Genomic DNA, 25,028 nt, shown 5'->3' with positions numbered 1-25,028 from the left:
GATAGATCAGGCCGCTGAACCGCAAAGGCATGTGTTCCACGCCCTCGCCGAAGTCTGCGACCTATTCTCGCCAGACGAATGCTGGACCTATTTCAAGGCTGTCGGACATGTCTCAGGTTAAAGGTCCGTCGCTCTAGGCTCTGGCCGTCGCCAGCCCCGGGCCGACACAAACTGCATCAGGCAGCCTCTTGCGAAATGACCTCGGTCATCGGGCGCGTCAGCATGTCATGCAGAATCGGCGTGACCTGGTCCCAAAAGGCCTCGTCCTCCGCCACGGCCTGCGGCATGAGCGTGATTCCACGCACGGCACTAACCACATCGGCGGCCTGCCGACCCTGCGTCATGGCCCGCAGGGTGTCGCCACGCGGATCGCGCAAGTCATAGGGCGCACAGTCATGGCATGAGCCCGACAGGTGGCGAAGCCATGCCGCCGTCGCAAAGGCAAAGGGGCGGGTATCGGCACCCTTGGCCCGCGCATCGGGAATCGCAGCAAATATCCGCTGGGGCATTTTCTCGGACCCGTCCATCGCGATCTGAAACGTCTCGTGGGCGAGATGAGGATTGCGGAACCGCTCTTCAAGCTGCGCGGCATAGGCGGAAAGATCCACGCCGGGCAGCGGCAACAGCGTCGCGGCGGCGGCGCGCAGGTGACGCGACACCAGACGCGAAAGAGTGGCATCCGCCATCACGTCGCGCACATACCGGTGCCCGGCCGCGAAACCGGCATAGGCCAGCATCGAATGCGCCCCGTTCAGCATGCGCAATTTCATTGCCTCATAGGGCCGCACATCGGTGGCAAAGATCGCGCCTCCTGCCTCCCAATACGGGCGACCCGCCGGAAAGTCGTCCTCGATGACCCAGTGATGAAACCCTTCGGTCTCGATCGCGGCTTCATCCTCACATCCGGTCATCTCTCGGGCTAGATCGAGGGTTGCCTGCGTGCGTGCCGGGGTGATCCGATCCACCATGGTAGAGGGAAAAGCCACGTCATCGGCGATGTGATCGACCAGATCGGGCGCCGCATGGCGCGCGAAATCGACCAGCAGACTGCGCAGGACAGCACCGTTTTCCGGCAGGTTGTCACAGGACAAAACCGTGAATGGCGGCAGACCCAGGGCACGCCGCCGACCAAGGGCCCAGACCAGCAGACCGGCCAGCCCCTGCGGCGCGGATGGCTGCGCAAGATCGCTCCTGATCGCCGGGTGTTCGGGGTCGATCCCGCCGGAGGCACGGTCCAGCCCATAGCCCTTTTCGGTCACGGTCACCGACACGATCCGGGTGCCGGGTGCCAGAAGCGCGCGCTCGACCGCTTGCCGGTCGGTTCGCAGACACGTCGCCGCCGCGATGGCCCCGATCACACGCGCGCGGCTGCCCGACGCATCCCGTTCGATCAAGGTGTAAAGACCATCCTGGGGCCGCAATTCCCGTGACGGCGCATCGCTGCGCAGGCTGACGCCGGTAATCCGCCAGTCGCCACCCGCCTCGGCGAGGGCGGCATCGGTATAGGCCGCCTGATGCGCCTTGTGGAACGCACCCAGCCCGATATGCACGATGCCAACGCCATGCTCTGCGCGCCGGTATCCGGGGACACGGACCGCACCCGGCAAGCCCTCGGTTATGGTGAGCCTTTTCATCATGAGGCCTGCCGTCCATGCTGAAGCCCCGCGATGACGCCACGCAGTTCGGCCAGTCCCTTGAGCCGCCCGATGGAGGGGTAGCCGGGCTGTGCCTTGCGGTGCAGATCGTCGAGGATGTCCTGCCCATGATCCGGGCGAAACGGAATTGACCAATCCTCGCGCCCGTCCGCACGGCGGCGCGCCTCCTCTGTCAGGGCGGCGGCGATCAGCGCGACCATGTCCGTGTCGCCCGCAAGGTGTTCATCCTCGAAAAACGACCCGAACAGGGCCGCGCTCTCGCGCCTCACGTTGCGCAGGTGCAGGAAGTGAACCCGATCCCCCAGCCGCGCCATCATGCCCGGCAGGTCATTGTCCGACCGCGCCCCGAGCGAGCCGGAACACAGCGTGATGCCATTCGCGCGCCGATCCACGGCTTGCATGATGGCTGCATATTGTGCCTCGGTCGACATGATGCGCGGCAGGCCAAGAAGCGGCACAGGCGGATCGTCGGGATGACAGCACAGCCGTAGCCCGCGCGCCTCGGCCACCGGAACCACCTCTTCGAGAAAGTCGATCAGATGTTGCCGCAGCCGGTCCTCGTCAATGGCGGCATAATCGGCGATGTGGTGGCGAACATCCTCCAGCGAAAAGCTCTCTGCCGCGCCGGGCAGGCCGAATACCACGTTCCTTGCCAGCGCTTCGCGGCGGGCATCGCTCATGGCAGTAAACCGCGCTGCCGCGTCTTCGCGCAGGGCCTCGTCGTAATCCGCACCGGCCCCGTCGCGGGCCAGAATATGCAGATCGAACGCCGCAAAATCCACCAGATCGAAGCGCATGCAGGTCGCCCCCGAGGGACGCGGCCAGGCAAGATCGGTGCGTGTCCAGTCCAGCACCGGCATGAAATTGTAGCAGATCACGGCAATCCCCGCATCGGCGAGGTTGTGCAGGCTTTGCTTGTAGGCGTCGATATGGCTGCGCCACGCGCCTTTCTGCTTCTTGATGTCTTCCGACACCGGCAGGCTCTCCACCACGTCCCATGCAAGACCGGAGGCGCTGCCATCCGTCATCGTCGCGACCTCCTGCTTGCGCCGTGCAATGTCCTGCGGGGTCCAGACGTCACCCGTGGGCACATGATGCAATGCCGACACGATCCCCTCGACCCCGGCTTGCCGGGTGTCGTCGATGGATACAAGGTCCTTCGGTCCAAACCACCGCCATGTCTGCTTCATCCGCCATCCCTCCGACTCATATGGGGTTTTCTAGCAGTTCTCCGCATTGCTGACTAGTATGGAAGTATGGTAATTGAGCGAGGGGAGGACAGCGAATCATGACGGCCCATGGCCCCATTGCCAGCGAACTGGACCCGTCTGCGGCGATAGCCCCGCAGATCTATGCCCATTTGCGTGAGGCAATCATTCGCAACCGTTTTTCCCCCGGTGACCGCATTTCCGAGAGCGAGATTGCCCGCTCCTGCTCTGTCAGTCGCCAGCCGGTGCGCGAGGCGTTCATCAAACTGGCGGGCGAGGGGCTCGTGGCGATCCTTCCGCAACGCGGCACGATCATCACGAGGATCGGCTACGGCGCGGTTCTCGACGCCCGGTTCCTGCGCGAAGCGATCGAGGCGGATATCGTGTCGATCCTCGCAGCCGCGCCGGACCCGGCGGTGATCCGTGACTTGCGCGCACAACTCAAGGCGCAGGCGGCGGTCGTGCGCACCGATCCGCTGGATTTCATCGGGCTGGATGACCGGTTTCACCGGACATTGGCCGATGCCGCGGGCAAGGTCGGTGCATGGCGGATGATCGAAGGGCTGAAATCCCAGATGGACCGGGTGCGCTTCCTGTCACTGGGGCATTTCCCGATCCGGAAGCTGATCGAGCAACACACGGGCATCGTGGACCGCATCGAAAACGGTGATCCGCGCGGCGCCAATGCGGCGATCCGGGGTCACCTGCGCGAAGTCCTGAGCGATCTGCCGCAAATCGTCGGGGCCAATCCCGGTTTCTTCGACCTGCCGGGCGGGAAAATCCCGCAACCGGTCAATGCACCCATCCAAGGAGGAGTGGACATATGACAATCAACTGGAAAACCACCATTGCGGCGGCGACCCTCGCCGCGCTGACCGCCGTTCCGGCGCTGGCGCAAGACATGACCCTGAAACTTGGGCATCTCGCCAATGAGGACAACCCGTGGCACCTCGCCTCGGTGAAATTCGGCGAGGAACTGTCGGCGCTGACCGGTGGCCGCATCGCGGTCGAGGTGTTCCCGAACGAAAGCCTTGGCAAGGAAATCGACCTGATCAACGGCATGCAGCTTGGCACCGTCGACATGACGATCACCGGCGAAAGCCTTCAGAACTGGGCGCCGATGGCGGCACTTCTGGCGGTGCCCTACGCCTATAAATCCATCGAGCACATGGACGAAGTCGCCTCGGGCGAGATCGGCGACCGGATCAAGGCGCAGATCATCGAGAAGGCGCAGATCCGGCCCATCGCGCATTTCGCCCGTGGCCCGCGCAACCTGACCTCGAACCGGCCCATTGCCCATCCCGATGACCTCAAGGGCCTGAAAATGCGCGTGCCCAACGTGCCGCTCTTTGTCGATACCTGGCAGGCGCTTGGCGCGAATCCCGGTCCGATGGCCTTTTCCGAGGTCTTCACCTCGTTGCAAAATGGCACGATCGAGGCGCAGGAAAACCCGCTCGCCCTGATCCGCTCGGCCAGCTTTTACGAAGTGCAGAGCCATGTGAACCTGACCGAACATGTGCGCAGCTGGATCTACCTGACCATCGCAGAATCCACCTGGAGCAAGCTGAGCGCAGAGGATCAGGCCCATGTGATGGAGGCCGCGCGCCGCGCGCAGGCCTATGAGCGAGAGCTGTTCAACCAGAGCATCGCCGCCGACCGTGCCTTCCTTGAAGAAAAGGGCATGACTTTTGTCGAGGTGGACGGTGCCGCATTTCAGGCGGCCGCCAAGGATGCGGTCCTGAAGAACGTCAACGACGAGATCAAGCCCATCGTCGAAACCCTGTTCGCGGAGTGATCCGACCCTTGCGGCACCTCGACCGGGGTGCCGCACCTTCCTTGCCGCCGGGGGCGTCCATGCGACATGCCTACAAGATCATGCACCTGACGACCCGGCTGGCCCAGTTGGGCACCGGGTTGTCCTTTGCCATTCTGATCGTGGCCGTCCTGTTGCAGGTGACCGGTCGCCTGACGGGCCTGTCACTGGTCTGGACCGAGGAGCTGACCCGCTACGCGCTGCTCTTCATGGTCGCTTTCGGGGCGGGGCTGGCGTTTCGGACGGGGTATCTGGTGAATGTGGATGTGGTCTGCGAAACGCTGCCGGGGCGCGCGCCCTGGGTGCTGAGGCTGCTGGCGGCACTGATGACGGCGGGGCTGGCGCTCTACCTGCTGCCGCACGCGTGGCGCTATGTGGCCATCGGCAAGATGCAGACATCGCCCGCCCTGGGGCTGCGCATGGATTTCGTCCATGTCACCGTCTGGCTGATGCTGATCATTCTGGCGATTTTCGCGCTGTTGCGGGTGGTGGGTATGGTGACCGGTGCAGAAGACGGCAAACCTGTCAAAGCAGACGAGGAAATCTGAGCCATGGATGTCGCCGTGCTGTTCTGCGTCTTTATCGGCGGTCTGATCATCGGCATCCCGGTGGCCGTCACATTGGGCGTATCATCGCTTGCCTATCTGCTGATCGCCGGCATCCCGCCCGTGGTCATGCCGCAAAAGATGTATGCGGGGATGGATGTCTTTGTCCTGCTGTCCATTCCCGGCTTCATTCTGGCGGGCAACCTGATGAACCGGGGCGGCATCACGCAGCGGATCATCCGGTTTGCCAATTCCATCGTCGGCTGGATCAGGGGCGGTCTCGGCCTGACCAATATCGCCGCCTCGATGCTGTTCGGCGGCATCACCGGCACGGCGGTGGCCGATGCGGCCTCGATCGGCGGCGTGATGATTCCGGGCATGAAAAAAGCCGGATACCCGGCGGATTTCTCGGCGGCTGTCACCGCCGCCTCTTCGACCGTCGGGCCGATCATTCCGCCCTCGGTGCCGATGATCATCGTCGGCGCGCTCTCGGGGATCTCGGTCGGACAGATGTTTCTGGCCGGTGCCGTGCCCGGCATCCTGATGGGGCTGGCGATGATGGTCACTGCCTACGTGATCTCCGCCCGCAGGAATTTTCCCCGGCAGCCATGGCAGGGCATCGGAGAGGTCGCGCGCTCTTTCGGCGGGGCGTTCTGGGCCTTGGCCATGACCTTCCTGATCATTTACGGGCTGCTCTCGGGCCTTGCCACACCGACGGAAACCGCCGTTGTGGCCTCGGTCTATGCGTTCATCGTCGGCGCGTTCATCTATCGCGAGTTGCCGATCTCGAAGCTGCCGGGCATCATTGTCGAAAGCGGGGTCTCGGCGGCGGGGATCCTTGCGCTGGTCGGCTTTGCCAATGTATTCGGCTGGATCCTCGTGTCCGAACGCATCCCGCAAGCCATTGCCGACGGCGTTCTGGGCTTCACCGATAACCGCTTTCTGGTCATTCTGCTGATCAATCTGCTGCTGCTCTTCGTCGGTATGTTCATGGAGACCATCGCGGCACTGATCATCCTCTTCGTCCCGCTTCTGTCGCTGGCCGAGGCGGTCGGGATCGAACCGCTGCATTTCGCCACTTTCGCCGTGCTCAACCTGATGATCGGGTTGACCACCCCCCCGGTCGGCGTCTGCCTCTTTGTCTGCGCAGGCATCGCGCGGCTTCCGCTCATGCCGGTGGTGGTGGCGATTGTGCCCTTCCTTTTGACCAACATCGCCGTGCTGCTCGCTGTGTCCTACATCCCGGCGCTGGCGACGTGGTTGCCGTCCCTTCTGATGAAATGAGGCCCCGAATGAAAACCCGCGTCTGCCGTCTCTATGGTCAAAACGACCTTCGCATTGACACCGAGTCCGTCCCCGAACCGGCGGCGGGGCAGGTCCTTCTGGCCATCGCCGCGGGCGGTATCTGCGGATCGGACATGCACTACCTGTCCGATGGCGGGATCGGCACCATCCGGGTGCGCGAACCGATCATCCTCGGCCACGAGGCGTCCGGCCGGGTGCTGCGCGTGGGGCCGGGCGTCACGGCGCTGGCCGAAGGCGATGCCGTGGCCATCAATCCAAGCCGCCCCTGCGGCGCGTGCCGCTATTGCCGCGAAGGGCTGCACATGCATTGCCTCGCCATGCGCTTCAACGGCTCGGCAATCCGCTTGCCGCATGAACAGGGGCTCTTCCGCGAGCGGGTGGTGGTCGAGGCGGCGCAATGCATCAAGGTTCCCGCCGAGGCCGATCTTGGGGCCGTCGCCTGTGCCGAGCCGCTGGCGGTCTGCCTTCATGCCGCCCGCATCGCAGGCGATATCGCGGGAAAGCGCGTCCTTGTCACCGGTGCCGGTCCGATCGGGGCGCTCTGCACAGCCGTCGCCGCCCGGATGGGTGCCTGCGAAATCGTCGTGACCGATTTGCAGGATGCCGCGCTGGACGTGGCCGCAAGGCTGGGCGCGACGCGCTGCATCAACGTGGCCCGCGATGGGGGTGCGATGGCGGATTACGCAGCGGACAAGGGCCATTTTGATCTGGCCTTTGAGTGTTCAGCGGCAGAACGCGCGATCCGCTCGGCCATCGCGGCGCTGCGCCCGCGCGGCACGCTTGTTCAGGTCGGCGTCACCGGCGACACGCCGATCCCTCTGAACGCGGTCGTTGCCAAGGAAGTACAACTGAAAGGCACGTTCCGGTTCCACGCGGAATTCGCCGAAGCCGTCGAGGCCATCACCTCCGGTCGTATCGACGTGCGCCCCATCATCACCCAGCGCTACCCGTTGGATCAAGCCGCCGAGGCCTTCGTCACGGCGGCGGACCGATCGCGGTCTGTGAAGGTGCATTTGACCTTGTTCGCCTAAACCCGTCATGGTGTCGTGACGTTAACTCTCGCAGTCAGAGAGTTGTGTTAACAGCCGTCAAGTCGCCTCTTGGTAGCCATACGATCATCGAGAGGGAAAGGAGTATTGGTTTGAGGGATGACGGGACGTGAGGTCGGGAGAGTGGCTTCCGGCACCCGTCGTGGAGAAGATATGATGACGAAAACTGTCCAGAAAACCACCCTGCCCCCTTCGCGGGATATCCCTTTCGACAAGCTGAAGTTAAGCCAGTCGTGAGAGGCCACTTATCCACCGGGCCGGTCATCCTCGATGTAATAGCGCAGGTTCTCTTCGAAGCTCTCATCGGCCTCCAGCCCCAGTGCAAGCGCCCGCTCGGCATGGATGTCAAAACGCCAGCCGCCGACGATGCCGCGCACTGTTTCATCAGGTTGCCAGGTGATCAGGCGGGCGGGCGCGGGGCCTGCCACCGCAGTCATCGCGTCGATCATCTGCCGGATCGTCAGGGTCCGCCCCGGCATTTGAAGGATGCGGTTGCGCCCGAGATCACCGGCAGAGATTTCCGCCGTTCGGATCAGGTTCTCGACGCATTTGCGCGGGCTGAGATAGTAGTGCCGGAAATCCTCCTCCACCGGGCAATTGGCCGCCTGTCCATTGAGCGGCTCGCGCAGGATCGAGGACATGAAGCTTGACGCGGCGCGATTGGGCTTGCCGGGGCGGATAGAGATCGTGGGCAGGCGCACGCCGCGCGCATCGGCAAAACCCTTGCGCGCATAATCATTGACCAGAAGCTCGCCCATGGCCTTTTGCGCACCATAGGAGGTTTGCGGGTTCAGCAGCGACGTCTCAGTGATGGGATCGGGCACCTCACCGCCATAAACCGCGATGGAAGAGGTAAAGACCACCCGCGGTACCGTCCCCAGTTTCCGGCATTGCTCCAGAATGTTGAGCGTGCCGAAAAGGTTGATCTGCATCCCGTCCTCGAATTCCTCTTCGGCATGGGCCGACACGACAGCGGCAAGGTGATAGACCACATCCGTCTCAGGCGTCACCGCCTGCGCGACCGAGGCCGGATCGGTGATGTCGCAGCGCAGCGTGCTCACCGGCACGGCGGTGCCTTCGATCCCCGCCGGGTCCACCACATCCGCCAGCGTGATACCGGTGATCTTGCGCCCGTCAAGCGTGCCCCGCGCAACCAGCGCGCGCGCCAGTTTCTGCCCCAGAAAACCGCCGCCGCCGATGATGGTGATATTCATGTCTGTTCCTTCTCCTTGAGTGGTCACGCGCCGCCCGCGGGCGGCAAAAGCTTGCCGGGATTGAGAATGTCGCGCGGGTCGAGCGCGGTCTTGATCGCGCGCATCACCGAGACCGCCGCGCCGTGCTCGGCGGTCATCAGGTCGCGCTTGCCCAGCCCGATGCCGTGCTCGCCCGAGATCGTGCCGCCCAGCCGCAGCGCATGGCCTGCCAGTTCATGTGCGAAATCCGAGGCGCGCGCGAACTCCGCGCCATCGCTCGGGTCGATGCTGATGCCGCAATGGAAATTGCCGTCGCCGACATGGCCGACGATGGTCGAGGTCAGGCCAAGGTCGCGCGTGCGGGTCTGGGCATGGGTCACGGCCTCGGCAAGGCGCGAGATCGGCACGCACACATCCGTCACGTAAAGCTGCTTGCCGGGGCCTCCAAGCGCCTGACTGGCGTAATGCGCCTTATGGCGCATCGACCAGAGCGCGCTGCGCTCCTCGGTTTTGGTCGCGCTTTGCCACGCTTCCATGCCGAAATCGCCGGCGATGTCGGCGAAGAGGTCGCTTTGCTCGGCAACGCTGGCCGGGGTGCCGGTGAATTCAAGAAAGAGATGCGGGCGCTCGGGCAGGCCGCTATCGGCATAGCGGTTGAAGCCGCGCACCATCATCTCGTCCAGAAGCTCGATCCGCGCCATCGGCAGGCCCGATTGAATGGTGGCGATCACGCAATTCACGGCATCCTCGACGGTGGCAAAGCGGCAGGTCGCGGCGAGTGTCGCCTCGGGCACGCCTTGCAGGCGCAGCGTCAATTCGGTGATGATCCCAAGCGTGCCCTCCGATCCCACCAGAAGATGCGTCAGGTCATAGCCGGTGGAGGATTTGCGCGCCTTGCTGCCGGTGCGGATCACCGTGCCATCGGCCATCACCGCCTCAAGCGCCAGCACGTTCTCGCGCATCGTGCCATGGCGCACGGCGGTGGTGCCGCTGGCGCGCGTTGCCGCCATCCCGCCAAGCGAGGCATCGGCGCCGGGATCGACCGGAAAGAAGAGGCCCGTGGCGCGCAACTCCTCATTGAGCGCCAGCCGCGTGAGGCCCGGCTGCACCACCGCATGAAGGTCTTCGGCGCTCACATCAAGCACGCGGTTCATCCGCGTCATGTCGAGGCTGATACCGCCCGAAACGGCCAGATGCTGTGCTTCGAGCGAGCTTGCCGCGCCATAGGCCACGATGGGGCAGCGATGTGCCTGACAAATCTTGACGATGTCCGAGACCTCTTCGGTCGTTGCTGGATAGGCGACCGCCTCGGGCGGGGTTGGTGGATACCATGTCTCGCAGCGGCCATGCGCCTCGCGGTCGGCAGCCGTGGTGACCAGCCTGTCCGCCAAAAGATCGCGGAGCGCGTCAATCGCGGCGGGATGGCCAGAGGGTGTGCGGAGTGTCATGTCTTTGGCCCTTTCTCAGGCTGTCCTCAGCGTCGCGAAGGACGCCAGCACCACAACGGCCAGCATCAAGCCCGTCATCGCGAAATTGATCCGACGGAGTGCGGTCTATGAAAGGTCCAGCCGACGCAGCGCCCCCTTTCCACCCTGCATCCGCCATCCTACTCGATCCCATGTGCGTGCTATTTGGTATACCATTTTTCTAGGCCCCGCGAGCCCCAAAGGTCAACACCCGATCGCGGTTCCCAGTTCGATTGACCGGCGTGTCGTAGGCAGGACACGCGACACCTCGGTCAGGCGGTGGTCACAGGGTGACGGGCTCCTCGGCCATGTCGTTATCCTGACCGCCGGCGATTTGAGGCAAAGTTTACGAGGCGGTGATCTTTTGGCTTGCATTTTGGTATACCAAATTTGATGCTTGCGACAATCACCACCCCCGCAGTCACGGAATGTGTGGCCATCTGGAGGAAGACAACATGAGCAATACCCGCGCCAACAAGCGATTCCGCTCGCAGGAATGGTTCGACAATCCCAACAATCCCGGCATGACCGCGCTTTATCTGGAGCGCTACCAGAATCAGACCTTCACCCGCGAAGAGCTGCAAAGCGAGCGACCGATCATCGGCATCGCCAATACCGGCTCTGATCTGGCCCCTTGCAACAAGATCCACATCTTCCTGATGGACCGGATCAAGGCGGGCATCCGCGACGCGGGCGGCATCCCGATGGAATTTCCGATCCATCCGATTCAGGAAACCGGCAAGCGACCCACGGCGGCACTTGACCGCAACCTTGCCTATCTCAGCCTGGTCGAGGTGCTGCACGGCTATCCCATCGACGGTGTCGTGCTGACCACCGGCTGCGACAAGACCACGCCGGCCCAGCTCATGGGGGCGGCGACGGTGGATATCCCGGCGATCGCGCTCAACGGCGGGCCGATGCTCGACGGTTGGTGGAAAGGCAAGCGCGCAGGCTCTGGCATGGTCGTGTGGGAGGGGCGCCGCCTGCTCGCCGAGGGCAAGATCGACTATGAGGAATTCATGGAGCGCGCTTGCGCCTCTGCCCCCTCGCTTGGCCATTGCAACACGATGGGCACCGCCTCGACGATGAACGCCATGGCCGAGGCGCTTGGCATGACGCTCACCGGCAACGCAGCGATCCCCGCGCCCTTCCGCGAGCGGATGGAGATGGCCTATGCCACCGGCAAGCGGATCGTCGAGATGGTCCACGAGGATCTCAAACCCTCCGACATCCTGACGCGCGCGGCTTTTGAAAACGCGATCCGCACCAATACCGCCATCGGCGGCTCGACCAATGCGCCGCCGCATCTTCAGGCCATCGCGCGCCATGTGGGGGTGGAATTGCACGTCAAGGACTGGCAAACCGTCGGTTTCGCAGAGCCGCTTTTGCTCAACATGCAGCCCGCGGGCGAATATCTGGGCGAAAGCTTTCACCGGGCGGGTGGCGTGCCTGCGGTAATGGCGGAACTGATGAAGGCCGGGCGGCTGCATGAGGGCGCGATGACCGCCACCGGCAAGACCATGGGCGACAACCTCAAGGGCCGCAAAAGCGTCGATCACGACGTGATCCGCCCTTATGATAACCCGCTGCGCGAGAATGCCGGGTTTATCGTGCTCTCGGGCAATCTTTTCGACTCCGCGCTGATGAAGACCTCCGTGATCTCGCCCGATTTCCGCAAGCGGTTCCTCTCCACCCCCGGTTCTGAGGGCATCTACGAGGCGCGCGCCGTGGTCTTCGAGGGGCCCGAGGATTATCACGCGCGCATCAACGACGCCTCCCTCGGCATCGACGAGACGACGATCCTGTTCATCCGGGGCGTGGGCTGCGTGGGCTATCCCGGCTCGGCGGAAGTGGTGAACATGCAGCCGCCCGATGCGGTCATCAAGGCGGGCATCAACCACCTTCCCACGGTGGGCGACGGGCGGCAATCGGGCACCTCGGAAAGCCCCTCGATCCTCAACGCCTCGCCGGAATCGGTGGTGGGCGGGGGGCTCGCCTATCTGCAAACCGGCGACCGGGTGCGGCTTGATCTCAACACCGCCTCGATGGAGGCGCTGGTTGCGCCGGATGAGTGGGCGCGACGCAAGGCCGCGTGGACCCCGCCCGAGATCGTCAATCAGACACCCTGGCAGGAGATTTACCGCACCCATGTCGGGCAACTGGCCGAGGGCGGCTGTCTGGAACTGGCGACGGCCTATCGCCGCGTGGCGCAAAGCCTGCCGCGCGACAATCACTGAGGGGGAAGACATGGCACAAGGCATCATCATCACCGGTGCAGGCAGCGGCGTGGGCCGCGCCACCGCGCGCGTATTCCTCGACGCGGGCTGGAACGTGGGCCTTGTCGGGCGGCGCGAGGCCGCCCTGCACGAGGCGGCGGCGGGGCACAGTGCAGCCCTTGTTCTGCCCTGCGACGTAACCGACGCCGACGCGACCGAAGCGATGGTGGCGCAGGCGGCCGGGACATGGGGCCGGGTCGATGCGCTCTTCAACAATGCGGGCGTGGCGTTGAAGGGCGCGCCGATAGATGAGCTGGACGTGGCGGAGATCCGCCACCTCATCGACGTTAACGTGATGGGCTGTTTCATCGCCGCGCGCGCGGTCTTTGGCCAGATGCGGCGGCAGGACCCGCAAGGCGGGCGGATCATCAACAACGGCTCGGTCTCGGCCTATGTGCCGCGCTGGGGATCGTCCCCCTATACCGCGTCGAAACATGCGGTGACGGGGCTCACGCGAACGCTCTCGCTTGACGGGCGGGCGTTCAACATCGCCTGCGGTCAGATCGACATCGGCAATGCCCTGACCGAGATGGCGCAGGCCATGACCAAGGGCGTGCCGCAGGCGGACGGATCGCTGGCGGTGGAGCCGGTGATGGATGTGGTCCATGTCGCGCGTTCGGTGCTGCACATGGCCACGCTGCCGCTTGATACCAATGTGCAGTTCATGACGGTGATGGCCACGGCCATGCCCTATATCGGGCGCGGCTGAGCGAAGAGGAGAGAAAATGACCGAGATTCTGGCAATCGGTAGCTATAGCCCGGTGGACCAAGCCGCCCTTGACACCATGCCCGGCGCGCAATGCGCGGGCTCGCTGGCCGAGGCGGCGGACCTGCCCGAGGCCACGCGCGCGCAGGTGCGCGCCATCGCCTTCAAGGGGCATCACGCCTTTGACGGGACGGTGATGGACCGCTTTCCGTCATTGGCCCTCATCGCCAATTACGGCGTGGGCTATGACGCCATCAACGTGGCCGATGCGCAGGCGCGCGGCGTGGCGGTGACCAACACGCCCGATGTGCTAAATGACGATGTGGCTGATCTGGCGGTGGGGATGCTGATTGCGCAATGCCGCCGGTTGGTGCAGGGCGATCATCACGCGCGCTCGGGCGCCTGGGCCGCCGGGCAGGACTTTCCGCTCAATCGCAAGATGTCGGGCGGGCGCGTGGGCATCCTCGGGCTGGGCCGGATCGGGCGCGAGATCGCCGACCGTCTGGCGGCGTTCAAGATGGAGATCCATTACTGGTCGCGCCGCGAGAAGGACACGCCCGGCTGGCAGCATCATGCCGATCCGGTGGCACTCGCGGGCGCGGTGGATTTTCTTGTGGTGGCCCTTGTCGGCGGCCCCGAGACCGAAAGCATGGTCTCGGGCGCGGTGCTCGATGCGTTGGGGCCCAAAGGAGTGCTGGTCAATATCTCGCGCGGCTCGACGGTGGACGAGGGCGCGCTGCTTGACCGGCTGGAGGAGGGCCGTTTGGGCGGCGCGGCGCTTGACGTGTTCCGCTCCGAGCCGGATTTTGATCGGCGCTTTGCCGCGCTCGACAATGTGGTTCTGCAACCGCATCAAGGCTCTGGCACGCATGTCACGCGCGCCGCGATGGGGCAGCTTCAGCGCGACAACATCGCGGCCTTCATGGCGGGCAAGCCCCTGCTGACGCAAGTCGCCTGAGAGGAAGGACCGAACATGAGCACGAAACCGAAAGTGGGCTTTGTCGGCGTGGGCTATATGGGCCACGGCATGGCGAAAAATATCCTCCAAGGCGGCTATGACCTGATGATCAAGGGCAACCGCAACCGCGTGCCGGTCGAGAGCCTGACGGCCATGGGCGCGCATGAGGCGGGCAGCCTTGCCGAGATGGCGGCGGGCTGTGATATCGTGTTCCTGTGCCTGTCGAACTCGCCGCAGGTCGAGGCGGTGATCCGGGGCGAGGGCGGCCTTCTGGCCAATGGCAAGCCGGGGCTGATCGTGGTCGATACCACCACGGCCAACCCGGTCTCGACCATGGCGCTTGCAGCGGAGCTTGAGGCGGCGGGGATGCACATGGTGGACGCGCCTTTGGGCCGCACCCCCAAGGAGGCCGAGGCTGGCACGCTCGACGCGATGGTGGGTGCCGCGCCGGAGGTGTTCGAGCGGGTCAAGCCTGTCATCGACTGTTGGGCCGGATCGGTCACCCATCTCGGTCCGGTAGGGTCGGGCCACAAGATGAAGCTGGTGATGAATTTCCTCGGCACCGGCTATGCCGCGCTTTATGCCGAGGCGTTCACCATGGGTGCCAAGGTCGGGCTTGCGCCACAGCTTGTTCGGCAGGTGATCGGCGGCAGCCGCATGGGTTGCGGGTTTTTCGAGACCTATACGCAATGGGTCTGCGACCGCGATCCCGACGCGCATCTCTTCACGCTTGACAACGCCGCCAAGGATATCGGCTATGTCTGCCTGATGGCGCAGGCGGCGGGCATGGCCAACCCGATGTCGGCGGCGGTGCGCAACGCCTTTGCCAGCGCCGTGGCGCAGGGCAAGGAGGCTGATTACATGCCGATGCTGGCCGATCATATCGCATCGCTCAACGGTCTGGATCTGGGCGAAGAGGTGGAAAAGGGACGCGGCTGAGGTTCAGCGCCGCCGTTCCCGCCACCAGATATAAAGCCCGGCGGCGGAGATGATCAGCCCGCCGCCAAGCGTCCAGACCGTCGGCCAGACGCCGAACACAAGGATGCTTGCCACCGCCGCAAGCACGATCTGGATATAGACGATCGGCGCGAGGAGAGAGGCATCGGCAAAGCGGTGCGCGGAGGTGGCGAAGATATGCCCGACCCCGCCGAACACCCCGACCAGCAGGAACGGCACCCAGTCAATTGCCGCTTCCGGCCATTGCCAGACCCTGAGCGCGAATGGCATCAGGCATAGCGTCGCCAGCCCCGCCGCCCAAAGCTGGCTGGTGGCGTTGCTCTCGATCCCGGCCAGCAGCCGCGTCATCACGAAATAGAGCGAGGCCATGGTCAGCGCCGCAAGGTTGAGCAGCATGGCGGGGTGAAACTCGGTGCCCCATGGCTGCATCACCACGAGAACGCCACCAAAGCCTATGAGCACCGCCGCGATGCGGTGGATACCTACGCGCTCGCCCAATATCGGGATCGAGAGCAGCGTGACCACGATCGGCCCGGCGAACATGATCGTCGTGGTGACGGTGATGGGCAGGTATTGCAGCGCCGCGAAATTGCACGCGGTGCTGCCCATCAGAAACATCGAGCGCAGGAATTGCCGTCCCGGCGCGTTCGAGCGGATCGCGTCGCGCCCTTCGCGCGGCAAAAACACCACCAGCGCCAGCGCAAAATGCACCGCATAGCGCACAAAGGCCACCTGAATCGAGGCAAGCCCGGCTGTCACCAGCCATTTCGCCGAAGTGTCGATGCAGGTGAAAAAGAGCACGGCCAGCGCCATCATGCCCACGCCAAGCCCGGTGCGGGCCTCGCGTTGCGCGACGGCGTGATAGGGCTGGCCGATGGGCATCAGGCGGCGGCCCAACCCCCGTCGATGATATGCGCCTGCCCGGTGGTAAAGCTCGATTCGTCCGATCCGAGATAAACGGCGAGATGGGCGATTTCCTCGGGCTGGCCGATCCGGCCCATCGGTTGGCGCGCAACGAAGGCGGCGCGCGCGGCGTCAAAATCGCCGGTGGCGCGCAAGCGGTCGTGCAGCGACGGGCTCTCGACTGTGCCGGGGCAGATGCAGTTCACGCGCACGCCCTTGGTGACATAATCGACCGCGACAGATTTGGTCAGCCCAATGATCGCGGCTTTTGATGTGCCGTAGATGCAGCGCCCCGGCGCGCCGATGATCGAGGCGACCACCGAGGCGATGTTGATGATCGAGCCGCCGCCGCGCGCGATCATGCCGGGCACGGCGGCCTGCATGGCGTGGAATTGCGATTTCACGTTGAGCGTCATCGCAAAATCGAACTCCGCATCGCTGGCATCGAGCAGCGTTCCGGCATGAACGAAGCCCGCGCAATTCACGAGGATATCGGGGCGCGCGGCCTCGATGGCCGATTGCAACGCCGCCTTGTCGGTGACGTCAAGCGCGAATGTCTCGCCCGCCAATCCGGCCAGCAATTCGCCTTTTAGGTCGGTGGCCGTGACGGTCGCGCCCTCGCCTGCATAGGCCTCGGCAATCGCCCGGCCAATCCCCTGACCGGCGGCGGTGATGAAGGCGCGTTTGCCCTGCAATCTCATTCTTTAATCTCCATGTTCTGTGTCATCCAGTCGGTGATTTCGGGCACCATCCGCTCGCCCGCGCCGCTATCGCGCATCGCCCGCAGTGCGGCATCGGCGGCCCCGGACATGGCGCTTTTGCGGCCAAGATCCGCAGTCATCTGACGGTAATAACCGACATCCTTGGCGGCGTTGGCGATGGAAAAGGCCAGATCAATCCGGCCATCGACGACATAGTTGCGGATGAAATCCATCATCCCCGAATGGTTCGGCCCCGCCGCCATCACCCCGTGAAGTGCTGCGCGGTCGATCCCGGCGGCATCGGCCATGGCAAAGGCTTCGGCCATGGCGCAGGCGGTGGTCATGGCGTAGAAATTGTTGATCAGTTTGATCGTGTGGCCGCTGCCCAAGGCCCCGAGGTGAAAGACATTCTCGCCCAGAGTGTCGAGCACCGGCTTGACGCGGTCATAAGCCGCCCGGTCGCCCGCGCACATGATGTTGAGCTTGCCCTCGCGGGCATGGGCCGGGGTGCGCCCCAAGGGCGCGTCGAGATAGGTCGCGCCCTTATCAGTCAGCGCCGCGCCGATCCGCAGCGTCGAGGCGGGCAGCGAGGTGCCGAAGTCGATCACCACCTGACCGGGTCGTGCCCCCGCCAGCACGCCGTCCTCGCCGAAGATGCGCGCCTCGACCTGATCCGAGGTCGCCATGCAGAGCATCACGATATCGGCGCGCGCTGCCAGATCGCGCGCCGATGCGGCCTCTTCTCCGCCGTGCGCCAAGGCCTCTTCCACGCCCGAACGGTCACGGTTGCCAAGCACAATCAGCGCGTGGCCCGCGCTTTGCAGGCACTCGACCATAGCCCGGCCCATCAGGCCAAGGCCGATGAAGCCTATGGTTTGGGGGGTCATTCACGCCTCCTTTCGGTCAGAGAAACAGCGTCACGATGGGTGGCCAGATGATCAGAACCGACAGCGCCAGCAGTTGCAACACGATGAAGGGCAGAAAGCCACGGAAAATATCGGTGATCGAGATCTCCGGCGGGGCCACGGATTTGAGATAGAAGGCCGCCGGGCCGAAGGGCGGCGACAGGAAACTCACCTGCATGTTCATGGTAAAGACCACGCCGAACCAGATCGGGATATAGCGCGCATCGATCGAGCCTAGAATTCCGATCTCTTCCGACGGCAGCTTCAGCACGATGGGCAGGAAGACCGGCATGATCAGCAGCACGATGCCGATCCAGTCCATGAACATGCCCATCACCAGAAAGATCACCATCATCACCAGGATGATGCCCATGGTGGGCAACTCCGCGCCGATGATCATGTTGGCCACATAGGTCGGCCCGCCCACCAGCGTGTAGGCCGCTGCCAGCGCCGCCGCGCCGATGGTCACCCAGATGATCGTGCCAGTGGATTTCAGCGTGCGCATCAGGCTGTCCCAGACGATGACAAAGGTCATCTCGCGGCGGATGAGGCCGATCACGAATACCGCGATTGCCCCCATGCCCGCAGCCTCGGTGATACCGGTGATGCCGCCATAGATCGAGCCGAGCACGACGCCGATCACCACGATGGGCGCGATCAGCCCCTTGCCCATCTCCCAGCCCTTGGCCGTGCGCGCGCGCCCTACAACAAGGAAGATCACCGCCAACGAGATCGCAAAGGCCCCGATCAGCCATGGCAGGTCTGAGACCATGCCGAGCGGAATGGGGGCTTCCCCCTCGCGCACCGCATTGTCGCCCAGGAGCGTGAAAAACAGCGCCCGCAGCGTGAGAATAGCCGTGATCCAGGCTAGCATCCGCGCGAGAAAACCTAGGAACATCAACCCCTTTTCAGCGCCTCTGGGATCATCGGGATCCTCCGGCGGCAAGGGCGCCAGCGCCGGATTGAGATTGCTGCGCACGATGATGTAGATCAGAAAGAACGAGGCCAGCATGAAACCGGGCAGGAAGGACGCGGTAAAGAGCGCCTTGATCGAGGTCTCGGTCACCAGCCCGTAGAAGATCAGCACGATGGAGGGCGGGATCATCGTGCCCAGACTGCCCGAGGCGCAGATCGTTCCGATGGCAAGATTGCGGTCATAACCAAGCCGCAGCATCTGCGGCAGCGCGATGAGACCCAGAAGCACCACCTCGCCGCCGATGATCCCCGACATCGCGGCCATGATCACCGCCATGATCGAGGTGACGATGGCAATGCCGCCGCGCGTGCGCGAAAGCCATTGGTTGAGCGAGGAATACATGTCGCGCGCGATGCCGGATCGCTCCAGCAGCGCCGCCATGAAGATGAAGAGCGGCACCGAGATCAGCACATAATTCGTCATCTGTCGGTAAACCGCCTGCGCCAGCACCGAAAGCGGGCCGCGCCCGAACGTGCCGAACAGGAGGTCAAGATCGAATTTCAGCGCCAGCGTCACCACCGCGAGAAAGGCCGAGGCAAAGCCAAGCGGCATGCCGATGGCGAGAAGGGCGAACATGCCGAAGAGCAGGATCAGGCTGAGCGTGCCGATGTCGATCATCTGGTCTGGTCCTCTAGGGTGCGGCGAATATTCTCGATTTCGACCTCGTCGATCTCGTCGGCATGAAGGTTGGAGGCGTCCCGGTTCCAGTCGGCGATGAGGTTGGAAACCGCCTGCACGGCCACCAGCACGATCGCAATGATCAAGAACGGCTTTACGATGCCGGGGATGGGCGGGTCCCAGGCCGTGCCAAAGGTTTCCATCCGCAGGAACCTGGTCTTGGCGTCGTTATAGCCGCCCCAGACGAGCGCAAAGGCAAATCCAACGATGAGCAGCACCGAAAGCGTGTCCGACGCCTTGCGCATCCAGCGCGGCATCTGATCGTAGATCACGTAGATGCGGATATGGCTGCGCTGCTGCATGGCGTATTGGCCCGCAAGCAGAAATACGAAGGAGGCGAGCCAGAGCGACAGCTCGTTGGCCCAGAGCGTCGGGCGCGAAAACACGTAGCGCGATACCACCTCGTAGAACATCACCAGCACGATGACCGCCACAAGGATCATCGCGGCACGCCCGAGCACAAGGCTCACAATGTCGAAAAAGCCCTTTTGCGCGGGTTCGATCCAGCCCTTGAAATCCGACAGGTAAACCGAGGCGAAAAGCAGCGCGCCGCCAAGGGCGAACAGCATCAGCTGCACGATGGGGCGGCCTGCCGGGCGGATCATCTCGTGCATCCCGATCGCCGTTTCCGGCGCGGTGATCCGCATCGCGACAAGCCATATGTAGAGCAACAGTGCTGCCGCACAAAACCCGATCATCGCCAGTTTCACCGGGCCGCGTGCGCGCCCGAGCCAGACACTCTTGCCGGTCATGATGCCTCTCCCATTGTCGCGCCAAAAGGATCGGCACGGTCGCAAATTCTCCCGGGAGGCGGGCAATGATGCGCCCGCCTCCGTTATGGGCAAGGTTTACTTCAGCAGGCCAAGCTGGCGCAGATAGGTCTTGTGGCTTTCAAGCAGGGCGCGCGCCTGTTCATTCTTATCGCCCCAGCGTTCCCATGACGTTTGCGCGGCCTCCCGGAAAGTCTTGCGATCGTCGTCGGACCACGTGTGCAGCGTCACGCCCGCGGCCTCAAGCTTGGCTGCGGCCTCGGCATTGGCGCGCTCATTGTAAAGCGCGATGTGAAAGCCCAGTTTTTGCCAGGCTGTTTCAATGATCCGGCGCTGCGCTTGCGTCAGCCCGTCCCAGACATCCTTGTTGCAGGCGAGGTGATCGGCCGGCATCGAGTGAAAGCCGGGATATGTCGCGTGTTTCACGATGTCGTAAATTCCGAGGCCCACATTGTTGGCCAGCCCCGAGGCATCGGCCCCGTCGATGATCCCGGTTTCCAGCGCGGTGAAGATCTCGGTGAAATCCATCACGATTGGCGAAGCGCCAAGCTCTTCGAAAATCTCGGTTTCCATTCCCGGCGGCGAGCGGAATTTCCAGCCTTTCAGATCCTCGGGACCGGCAATCGGCTTGGAAGAGGAAAGCGATTCCTGACCGTAGATCGACCAGCCGATCAACTGCATGTTCTGCTCGTTATAGAGCTTCTGCGCAGCGTCATAGCCGCCGCCGTAATAGAGCCAGGAATATTGCTGCCAGGGCGTGTCATAGCCGCCCATGAAGTCGCCGACGAACTGAAAGGCCGGGTTCTTGCCGGTCTGGTAGGCCCCGCCGGTGGCGTCGCAATCCAGAATTCCGTTGATCGCTGCGTCGAAGGTCTCGGTGGTGGCGACAACCGACGATGAATAGAACATCTCGATCGAGATTTCGCCACTCGACATGGTCTGCACATCGTCGATGAAGCGCGCGAGCGCCTTGCCGGTCGGGTGTTCGGTGGCGTAATGCGTCTGCATCCGTAGGGTCACCTCTTGCGCAAATGCGCCCGAGGCCAGCAAGGCACCCGCCGCTGCCGTTGTCAGAAGAGTTTTCATGGTCATGTGTCTTTCCTCCCTGTGGCGAATTTTCCGCCTCTTCCCTGTGCAAGGGATCACCTTACACCTCAGATGGTATACCATCTTACAGGAACGGTAACCAAACCGGATTTCACAATCAACTTGTTTTGGTATACCAAATCGAGAATTATGGAATTGCAGAACGCGCGCGCCTATCGACTGCACGATGGGGATTCGATGAAGGATAGTTGGAACAATGTCGGAAAAAACACTGGCCTACGGGATCGCGAATGAGTTGCGCCGCTCGATCCTGCGCGGCGAGCTGGTGCCGGGCGCGCCGATCAAAGAGCGCGACCACGCCGCAGCCATGGGCGTCAGCCGGACCCCGATGCGCGAGGCGATTCGCATTCTCGCCAAGGAGGGGCTGGTCACGCTCAGCCCGGCGCGCAGTCCCATCGTCAGCAAACCCACCGCCAAGGCGCTTTGCGATCAGGGCGTGGTGCTGGTGGCGCTGGAAAAACTCTCGGGCGACCTGGCCTGCGATCACGCGACCGAGGCCGATCTCGCGCGGATCAAGGAGGCCGCCCGGCGCATGGAAGAGACGTTTGATACCGCCGAGCGGATCGATTCCTTCGAGATGGACATGGCCTTTCATACCGCCATCGCCGAAGCGTCGCGCAACGCGGCCTTGGCCGAGACCCACAAGACCTATCTCGCCCGCCTGTGGTACGCGCGCTATCTCACCTCGCGGATGCGCGCCAACCGCGACCGCGTGCTGCCCCAGCACGGTGCCATCCTCGAAGCGATCCTGCGCCGCGACAAGGCGGCACTGGCCGACGCCTTCGACGCGCATCTTGGCCATCTGCCGCGCGATCTTGAAAACCTGATGATTTCACAAGCCGAAACGGCTGAAAAACCGGCACGGACCGGAAGAAAGGAGTCAAATGAAACTGCTTAGAGTAGGAGCACCCGATGCCGAGCGGCCTGCGATCCTCGATGCGGAGGGGCAGGTGCGCGATCTGTCGGGCCAAGTGCCCGATTTCGCCGGAGAGGGCGTGGCGCAAGCGGCGCTGGCGCGCATTGCCGCCCTTGACACCGAGAGCCTGCCGGTGATCGAGACACCGGGCCGGATCGGGCCCTGCCTTGCCTGGGTGCCCAATTTCGTCTGTGTCGGGCTGAACTATGCCAAGCACGCCGCCGAGACCGGGGCCACGCCGCCCGAAGAGCCGATTCTCTTTTCCAAGACCACAAGCTGTCTGTCGGGGCCGAACGATCCGGTGATCATCCCGCGCAACTCGTCCAAGGCCGATTGGGAGGTGGAGTTGGGCGTGATCATCGGGCGCGACACGCTTTATGTGTCCGAGGAGGACGCGCTTGATCATGTGGCGGGCTATTGCGTGATCAATGACGTCTCCGAGCGCGCCTTTCAGATCGAGCGTGGCGGGCAGTGGCTCAAGGGCAAATCCGCCCCCAGTTTCGGCCCTATCGGCCCGTGGATTGTGACCGCCGACGAGGTGCCCGATCCGCAGGCTCTCAACCTCAGCCTTTCGCTCAACGGCGAAACGGTGCAGGCGTCCAATACCGACGACATGATCTTTTCGGTGCGCGAGATCGTCTCTTACATGAGCCAGTTCATGCTGTTGCGTGCGGGCGACATCATCGCCACCGGCACGCCGTCGGGCGTGGGGATGGGCATGAAGCCGCAGCGTTTCCTGAAACCCGGCGATGTGATGGACCTGACCATCGAGGGCTTGGGCGCACAGCGGCAGGAGGTTGTCGCCGCCCGGTGACGCCAAGGCTGCAACGGGTCGGGCGCGGACCCGGCCCGTTTAACGAAAGGCAAGGAAATGAACCGGTGGTCCTGCTCAAGAATATTGTTCGGGTATTTGACCTGCACGGTCTTGAAGTCAACCATCGTACCCGTCCAACCATCGCTGCGATGTCACCTTGCACGGCGATGTATCATGCTGGGCCAACCTCAAACCTAAACTCTTTGCGACAGAACTCATGGGGTCTACATGGCATCCAAATGCCGCCGGGTCAGCAGCATTGTTCGCAGTGGCTCAAAGCCGACGCAGCACCTCATCCAGCAGCTTTTGCGCGACCGGCGCAAGCTCACGGTGACGCGGGCAGAGGACAAGAAAGGGTGGCACGGTAACGGTCTCTTGCGTGTTCAGTATCGCAAGGCCAGGACTGGTGCGCGTCAGCAGCTGCGCGACTTCGCGCGTCAGCGGCGCGATGGCCTCAGACCCCATGACCACGCTGAGCGCGACCAGCAGCGAGGAGCTGTTGGTGACCCGTCTCGGCGTGGTCCGCCGGTTTGCCAGAAAGGCATTTTCGAGCGCCGTTCGGATCGGCAGCCCCGATTCCTGGATGACGAATTCATAGGGCAGGGTTTCGGCCAGCGACACGCTGCGACCTGCCAAAGGAGGGGTAGATTCCGGTAGGGGGCAGGATCGTATCATAAGGCTCCCCGCCCCCATCATTTGCCCCTCGTTTGAGCTCTGTGGCCGCCTTCATTGTGGCGAAAAGCGTGGTGCGCCCGTTTGGTGGCTGTGAAGGTGGCAAGAAATAGGGATGATTACTTCACAACTTTGCCCCGGCTTGCCGCCGCCACCGATATTCGCCGGTGAGCAGGATGTGGGCCCATCCGAGCGGCGAGATATGCGCGAGCAGAGCGGGGTCGCAGTTCAGCCCGGCCCGCTGCCGCGCGGCGACGGCCTGACCGAGGTGCTTGGTGTTCCAGTAGATGATGATGGCGGCGAGCAGGTTGAGACCAGCCATGCGGTAGTGCTGCCCCTCGGCGGTACGGTCGCGGATTTCGCCCTGCCGCCCGATGCGCAGGGCGTTTTTCAAAGCGTGATGGGCCTCACCCTTGTTCAGGCCAATCTGGGCCCGCCTCTGCATGTCGGCGTCGAGGAGCCATTCGATGATGAAGAGGGTGCACTCGACGCGACCGATTTCACGGAGCGCCAGGGCCAGCTCGTGCTGGCGCGGATAGGCGGCGGACCGCAACACGCCGGGCCAGTTCTGGACCACAAGGCCCTCGCGGATCGTGCCGCCGATCAGGCTGCGCAATTCGTTTGGCGCTGACGCCGGGTCGAACAGGTGGGGCCGTCTGGATGGCAGGTCGCGGATACGCGGGATGAACCGGAACCCGAGCAGCGACGTCACGGCAAAGACGTGATCGGTGAAGCCGCCGGTGTCAGCATACTGCTCTGTGATCTTTCGCCCGGCCTCGTTCATCAGCAATCCGTCCAGGATGTAGGGCGCTTCGCTCACGGTGGCCGGAATGTTCTGGGTCGCGAACGGGTCGAACTGGTCGGAGACATGGGTGTAGGCCTTGAGGCCCGGCTCGGAGCCGTATTTCGCGTTGATGAGGTTCATCGCTTCGCCCTGCCGGGCGGCGGGGAAGAATTGCCCGTCACTGGAGGCGGTCACGCCACCGCCCCAAATCCCGGTCATGGGCAGTCGGGACTGCGCGTCAATCACCATTGCGAGGGCCTGGTTGATGGCGTCGCTCTCCATATGCCATCGCGACAGACGGGAGAGCTGGAAGTAATCATGGGTGTTGGTCGCCTCAGCCATCTTGCTGAGTCCAAGGTTCAGGCCCTCGGCCAGCAACACCGTCAGCATGCCGATCTGGTCTTTGCAGGGCGCGCCGGTTTGCGCACTGATGAAGGTTTCCGTGAAGCCGATATCCGCATTGACCTGCTCCCCAAAAACCGGACCATTCAAAAGGAGAGTTTGTTCTCGTAACGTTCAAAGCGACAAGGAGAACAGACGATGCGCAAATCACGTTTCACCGAAGAACAGATTGTCGGGCACCTCGATTTTTGACCGTTTTCGCTGCCACGCAGCGGTGCGATTTGGGTGAGGCTGGATGTCGTGGTCGGCTGACGGCCTTATGCCTCCCA

Annotated in this window: 22 protein-coding genes and 1 pseudogene; 11 read left to right on the top strand and 12 right to left on the bottom strand. The window is 63.5% G+C overall.

Annotated elements, in window-relative coordinates:
• Positions 1 to 176: 176 nt before the first annotated feature.
• Together ABIE58_RS17760 and uxuA are read right to left on the bottom strand one after the other, a co-directional pair.
• Entirely contained in the window at positions 177 to 1,634 is a 1,458-nt protein-coding gene (locus ABIE58_RS17760; protein WP_354546017.1) for a mannitol dehydrogenase family protein, read from the bottom strand.
• Positions 1,634 to 2,845, bottom strand: a complete 1,212-nt coding sequence (uxuA, locus tag ABIE58_RS17755) for a mannonate dehydratase (RefSeq protein WP_354546016.1) — start codon at positions 2,843 to 2,845, stop codon at positions 1,634 to 1,636. Before uxuA ends, ABIE58_RS17760 begins: the two co-directional genes overlap by 1 nt.
• 98 nt (positions 2,846 to 2,943) lie before the next feature.
• Here uxuA and ABIE58_RS17750 point away from each other — a divergent pair, with 98 nt between their 5' ends.
• The 5 genes from ABIE58_RS17750 to ABIE58_RS17730 are packed head-to-tail and all read left to right on the top strand — an operon-like array spanning position 2,944 to position 7,557.
• Positions 2,944 to 3,690 (top strand): GntR family transcriptional regulator, encoded by a 747-nt coding sequence (locus tag ABIE58_RS17750; RefSeq protein ID WP_354546015.1) that lies wholly within the window; start codon positions 2,944 to 2,946, stop codon positions 3,688 to 3,690.
• Complete coding sequence (locus tag ABIE58_RS17745) at positions 3,687 to 4,658, top strand: TRAP transporter substrate-binding protein (RefSeq protein WP_354546014.1); 972 nt, start codon at positions 3,687 to 3,689, stop codon at positions 4,656 to 4,658. The genes ABIE58_RS17750 and ABIE58_RS17745 overlap by 4 nt, the downstream gene beginning before the upstream one ends.
• 59 nt (positions 4,659 to 4,717) lie before the next feature.
• Positions 4,718 to 5,224, top strand: a complete 507-nt coding sequence (locus ABIE58_RS17740; protein ID WP_354546013.1) for a TRAP transporter small permease — start codon at positions 4,718 to 4,720, stop codon at positions 5,222 to 5,224.
• 3 nt (positions 5,225 to 5,227) lie between these two features.
• Positions 5,228 to 6,505: a TRAP transporter large permease gene (locus tag ABIE58_RS17735; protein ID WP_354546012.1), complete on the top strand. Its 1,278-nt coding sequence runs from the start codon at positions 5,228 to 5,230 to the stop codon at positions 6,503 to 6,505.
• A gap of 8 nt (positions 6,506 to 6,513) precedes the next feature.
• Positions 6,514 to 7,557 carry an L-idonate 5-dehydrogenase gene (locus ABIE58_RS17730; protein ID WP_354546011.1) on the top strand — a complete coding sequence of 348 codons (1,044 nt, stop codon included), beginning with the start codon at positions 6,514 to 6,516 and terminating at the stop codon, positions 7,555 to 7,557.
• 263 nt (positions 7,558 to 7,820) lie between these two features.
• Here the strand turns inward: ABIE58_RS17730 and denD are convergent, their stop codons facing one another.
• Both denD and ABIE58_RS17720 read right to left on the bottom strand, forming a co-directional pair.
• Positions 7,821 to 8,789, bottom strand: coding sequence for a D-erythronate dehydrogenase (gene denD, locus ABIE58_RS17725; RefSeq protein ID WP_354546010.1), 969 nt, complete (start codon positions 8,787 to 8,789; stop codon positions 7,821 to 7,823).
• Positions 8,790 to 8,812: 23 nt separating this feature from the next.
• Complete coding sequence (locus ABIE58_RS17720) at positions 8,813 to 10,216, bottom strand: FAD-binding oxidoreductase (RefSeq protein WP_354546009.1); 1,404 nt, start codon at positions 10,214 to 10,216, stop codon at positions 8,813 to 8,815.
• A gap of 473 nt (positions 10,217 to 10,689) precedes the next feature.
• Here ABIE58_RS17720 and ABIE58_RS17715 point away from each other — a divergent pair, with 473 nt between their 5' ends.
• The 4 genes from ABIE58_RS17715 to ABIE58_RS17700 are packed head-to-tail and all read left to right on the top strand — an operon-like array spanning position 10,690 to position 15,113.
• Positions 10,690 to 12,471: an IlvD/Edd family dehydratase gene (locus ABIE58_RS17715; protein ID WP_354546008.1), complete on the top strand. Its 1,782-nt coding sequence runs from the start codon at positions 10,690 to 10,692 to the stop codon at positions 12,469 to 12,471.
• 10 nt (positions 12,472 to 12,481) lie between these two features.
• Positions 12,482 to 13,219, top strand: coding sequence for an SDR family oxidoreductase (locus tag ABIE58_RS17710; protein WP_354546007.1), 738 nt, complete (start codon positions 12,482 to 12,484; stop codon positions 13,217 to 13,219).
• 16 nt (positions 13,220 to 13,235) lie between these two features.
• On the top strand, positions 13,236 to 14,174 hold the full coding sequence (locus ABIE58_RS17705; protein WP_354546006.1) for a 2-hydroxyacid dehydrogenase: 939 nt from the start codon (positions 13,236 to 13,238) through the stop codon (positions 14,172 to 14,174).
• Positions 14,175 to 14,189: 15 nt separating this feature from the next.
• The gene (locus ABIE58_RS17700; RefSeq protein ID WP_354546005.1) at positions 14,190 to 15,113 is read left to right on the top strand and encodes an NAD(P)-dependent oxidoreductase; all 924 of its coding nucleotides are present in this window, start codon (positions 14,190 to 14,192) and stop codon (positions 15,111 to 15,113) included.
• Between the two features lie 3 nt (positions 15,114 to 15,116).
• On the opposite strand, the gene ABIE58_RS17695 is transcribed toward ABIE58_RS17700, so the two are convergent.
• The 6 genes from ABIE58_RS17695 to ABIE58_RS17670 all read right to left on the bottom strand — a co-directional run bounded on the left by ABIE58_RS17695 (position 15,117) and on the right by ABIE58_RS17670 (position 21,150).
• Positions 15,117 to 16,013: a DMT family transporter gene (locus tag ABIE58_RS17695; RefSeq protein WP_354546004.1), complete on the bottom strand. Its 897-nt coding sequence runs from the start codon at positions 16,011 to 16,013 to the stop codon at positions 15,117 to 15,119.
• Positions 16,013 to 16,735 carry an SDR family oxidoreductase gene (locus tag ABIE58_RS17690; RefSeq protein WP_354546003.1) on the bottom strand — a complete coding sequence of 241 codons (723 nt, stop codon included), beginning with the start codon at positions 16,733 to 16,735 and terminating at the stop codon, positions 16,013 to 16,015. The genes ABIE58_RS17695 and ABIE58_RS17690 overlap by 1 nt, the downstream gene beginning before the upstream one ends.
• Positions 16,732 to 17,622: an NAD(P)-dependent oxidoreductase gene (locus ABIE58_RS17685; protein ID WP_354546002.1), complete on the bottom strand. Its 891-nt coding sequence runs from the start codon at positions 17,620 to 17,622 to the stop codon at positions 16,732 to 16,734. The genes ABIE58_RS17690 and ABIE58_RS17685 overlap by 4 nt, the downstream gene beginning before the upstream one ends.
• Before the next feature lie 16 nt (positions 17,623 to 17,638).
• A complete protein-coding gene (locus ABIE58_RS17680) occupies positions 17,639 to 19,234 on the bottom strand; it encodes a TRAP transporter large permease (RefSeq protein WP_354546001.1) in 1,596 nt (531 codons plus the stop codon).
• The gene (locus tag ABIE58_RS17675) at positions 19,231 to 20,046 is read right to left on the bottom strand and encodes a TRAP transporter small permease subunit (protein WP_354546000.1); all 816 of its coding nucleotides are present in this window, start codon (positions 20,044 to 20,046) and stop codon (positions 19,231 to 19,233) included. Before ABIE58_RS17675 ends, ABIE58_RS17680 begins: the two co-directional genes overlap by 4 nt.
• Before the next feature lie 96 nt (positions 20,047 to 20,142).
• Positions 20,143 to 21,150 (bottom strand): TRAP transporter substrate-binding protein, encoded by a 1,008-nt coding sequence (locus ABIE58_RS17670; RefSeq protein ID WP_502950115.1) that lies wholly within the window; start codon positions 21,148 to 21,150, stop codon positions 20,143 to 20,145.
• A 217-nt stretch (positions 21,151 to 21,367) separates the two neighbouring features.
• On the opposite strand from ABIE58_RS17670, the gene ABIE58_RS17665 reads away from it, so the two are divergent.
• Entirely contained in the window at positions 21,368 to 22,069 is a 702-nt protein-coding gene (locus tag ABIE58_RS17665; RefSeq protein ID WP_354545998.1) for a GntR family transcriptional regulator, read from the top strand.
• The gene (locus ABIE58_RS17660; RefSeq protein WP_354545997.1) at positions 22,056 to 22,901 is read left to right on the top strand and encodes a fumarylacetoacetate hydrolase family protein; all 846 of its coding nucleotides are present in this window, start codon (positions 22,056 to 22,058) and stop codon (positions 22,899 to 22,901) included. Before ABIE58_RS17665 ends, ABIE58_RS17660 begins: the two co-directional genes overlap by 14 nt.
• A 273-nt stretch (positions 22,902 to 23,174) precedes the next feature.
• Here ABIE58_RS17660 and ABIE58_RS17655 read toward each other — a convergent pair whose 3' ends face one another.
• A complete protein-coding gene (locus tag ABIE58_RS17655; protein WP_354545996.1) occupies positions 23,175 to 23,576 on the bottom strand; it encodes a LysR substrate-binding domain-containing protein in 402 nt (133 codons plus the stop codon).
• A 121-nt stretch (positions 23,577 to 23,697) separates the two neighbouring features.
• Positions 23,698 to 24,825: pseudogene (locus ABIE58_RS17650) on the bottom strand (Tn3 family transposase); the annotation flags it as partial.
• Positions 24,826 to 25,028: the final 203 nt, after the last annotated feature.

The organism is Roseovarius sp. MBR-78 (genome assembly GCF_040547535.1).
Taxonomy (GTDB): domain Bacteria; phylum Pseudomonadota; class Alphaproteobacteria; order Rhodobacterales; family Rhodobacteraceae; genus Roseovarius.
The sequence above is the reverse complement of the archived record's forward strand: the minus strand, read 5'-3'. Positions and strand labels throughout refer to the sequence as shown.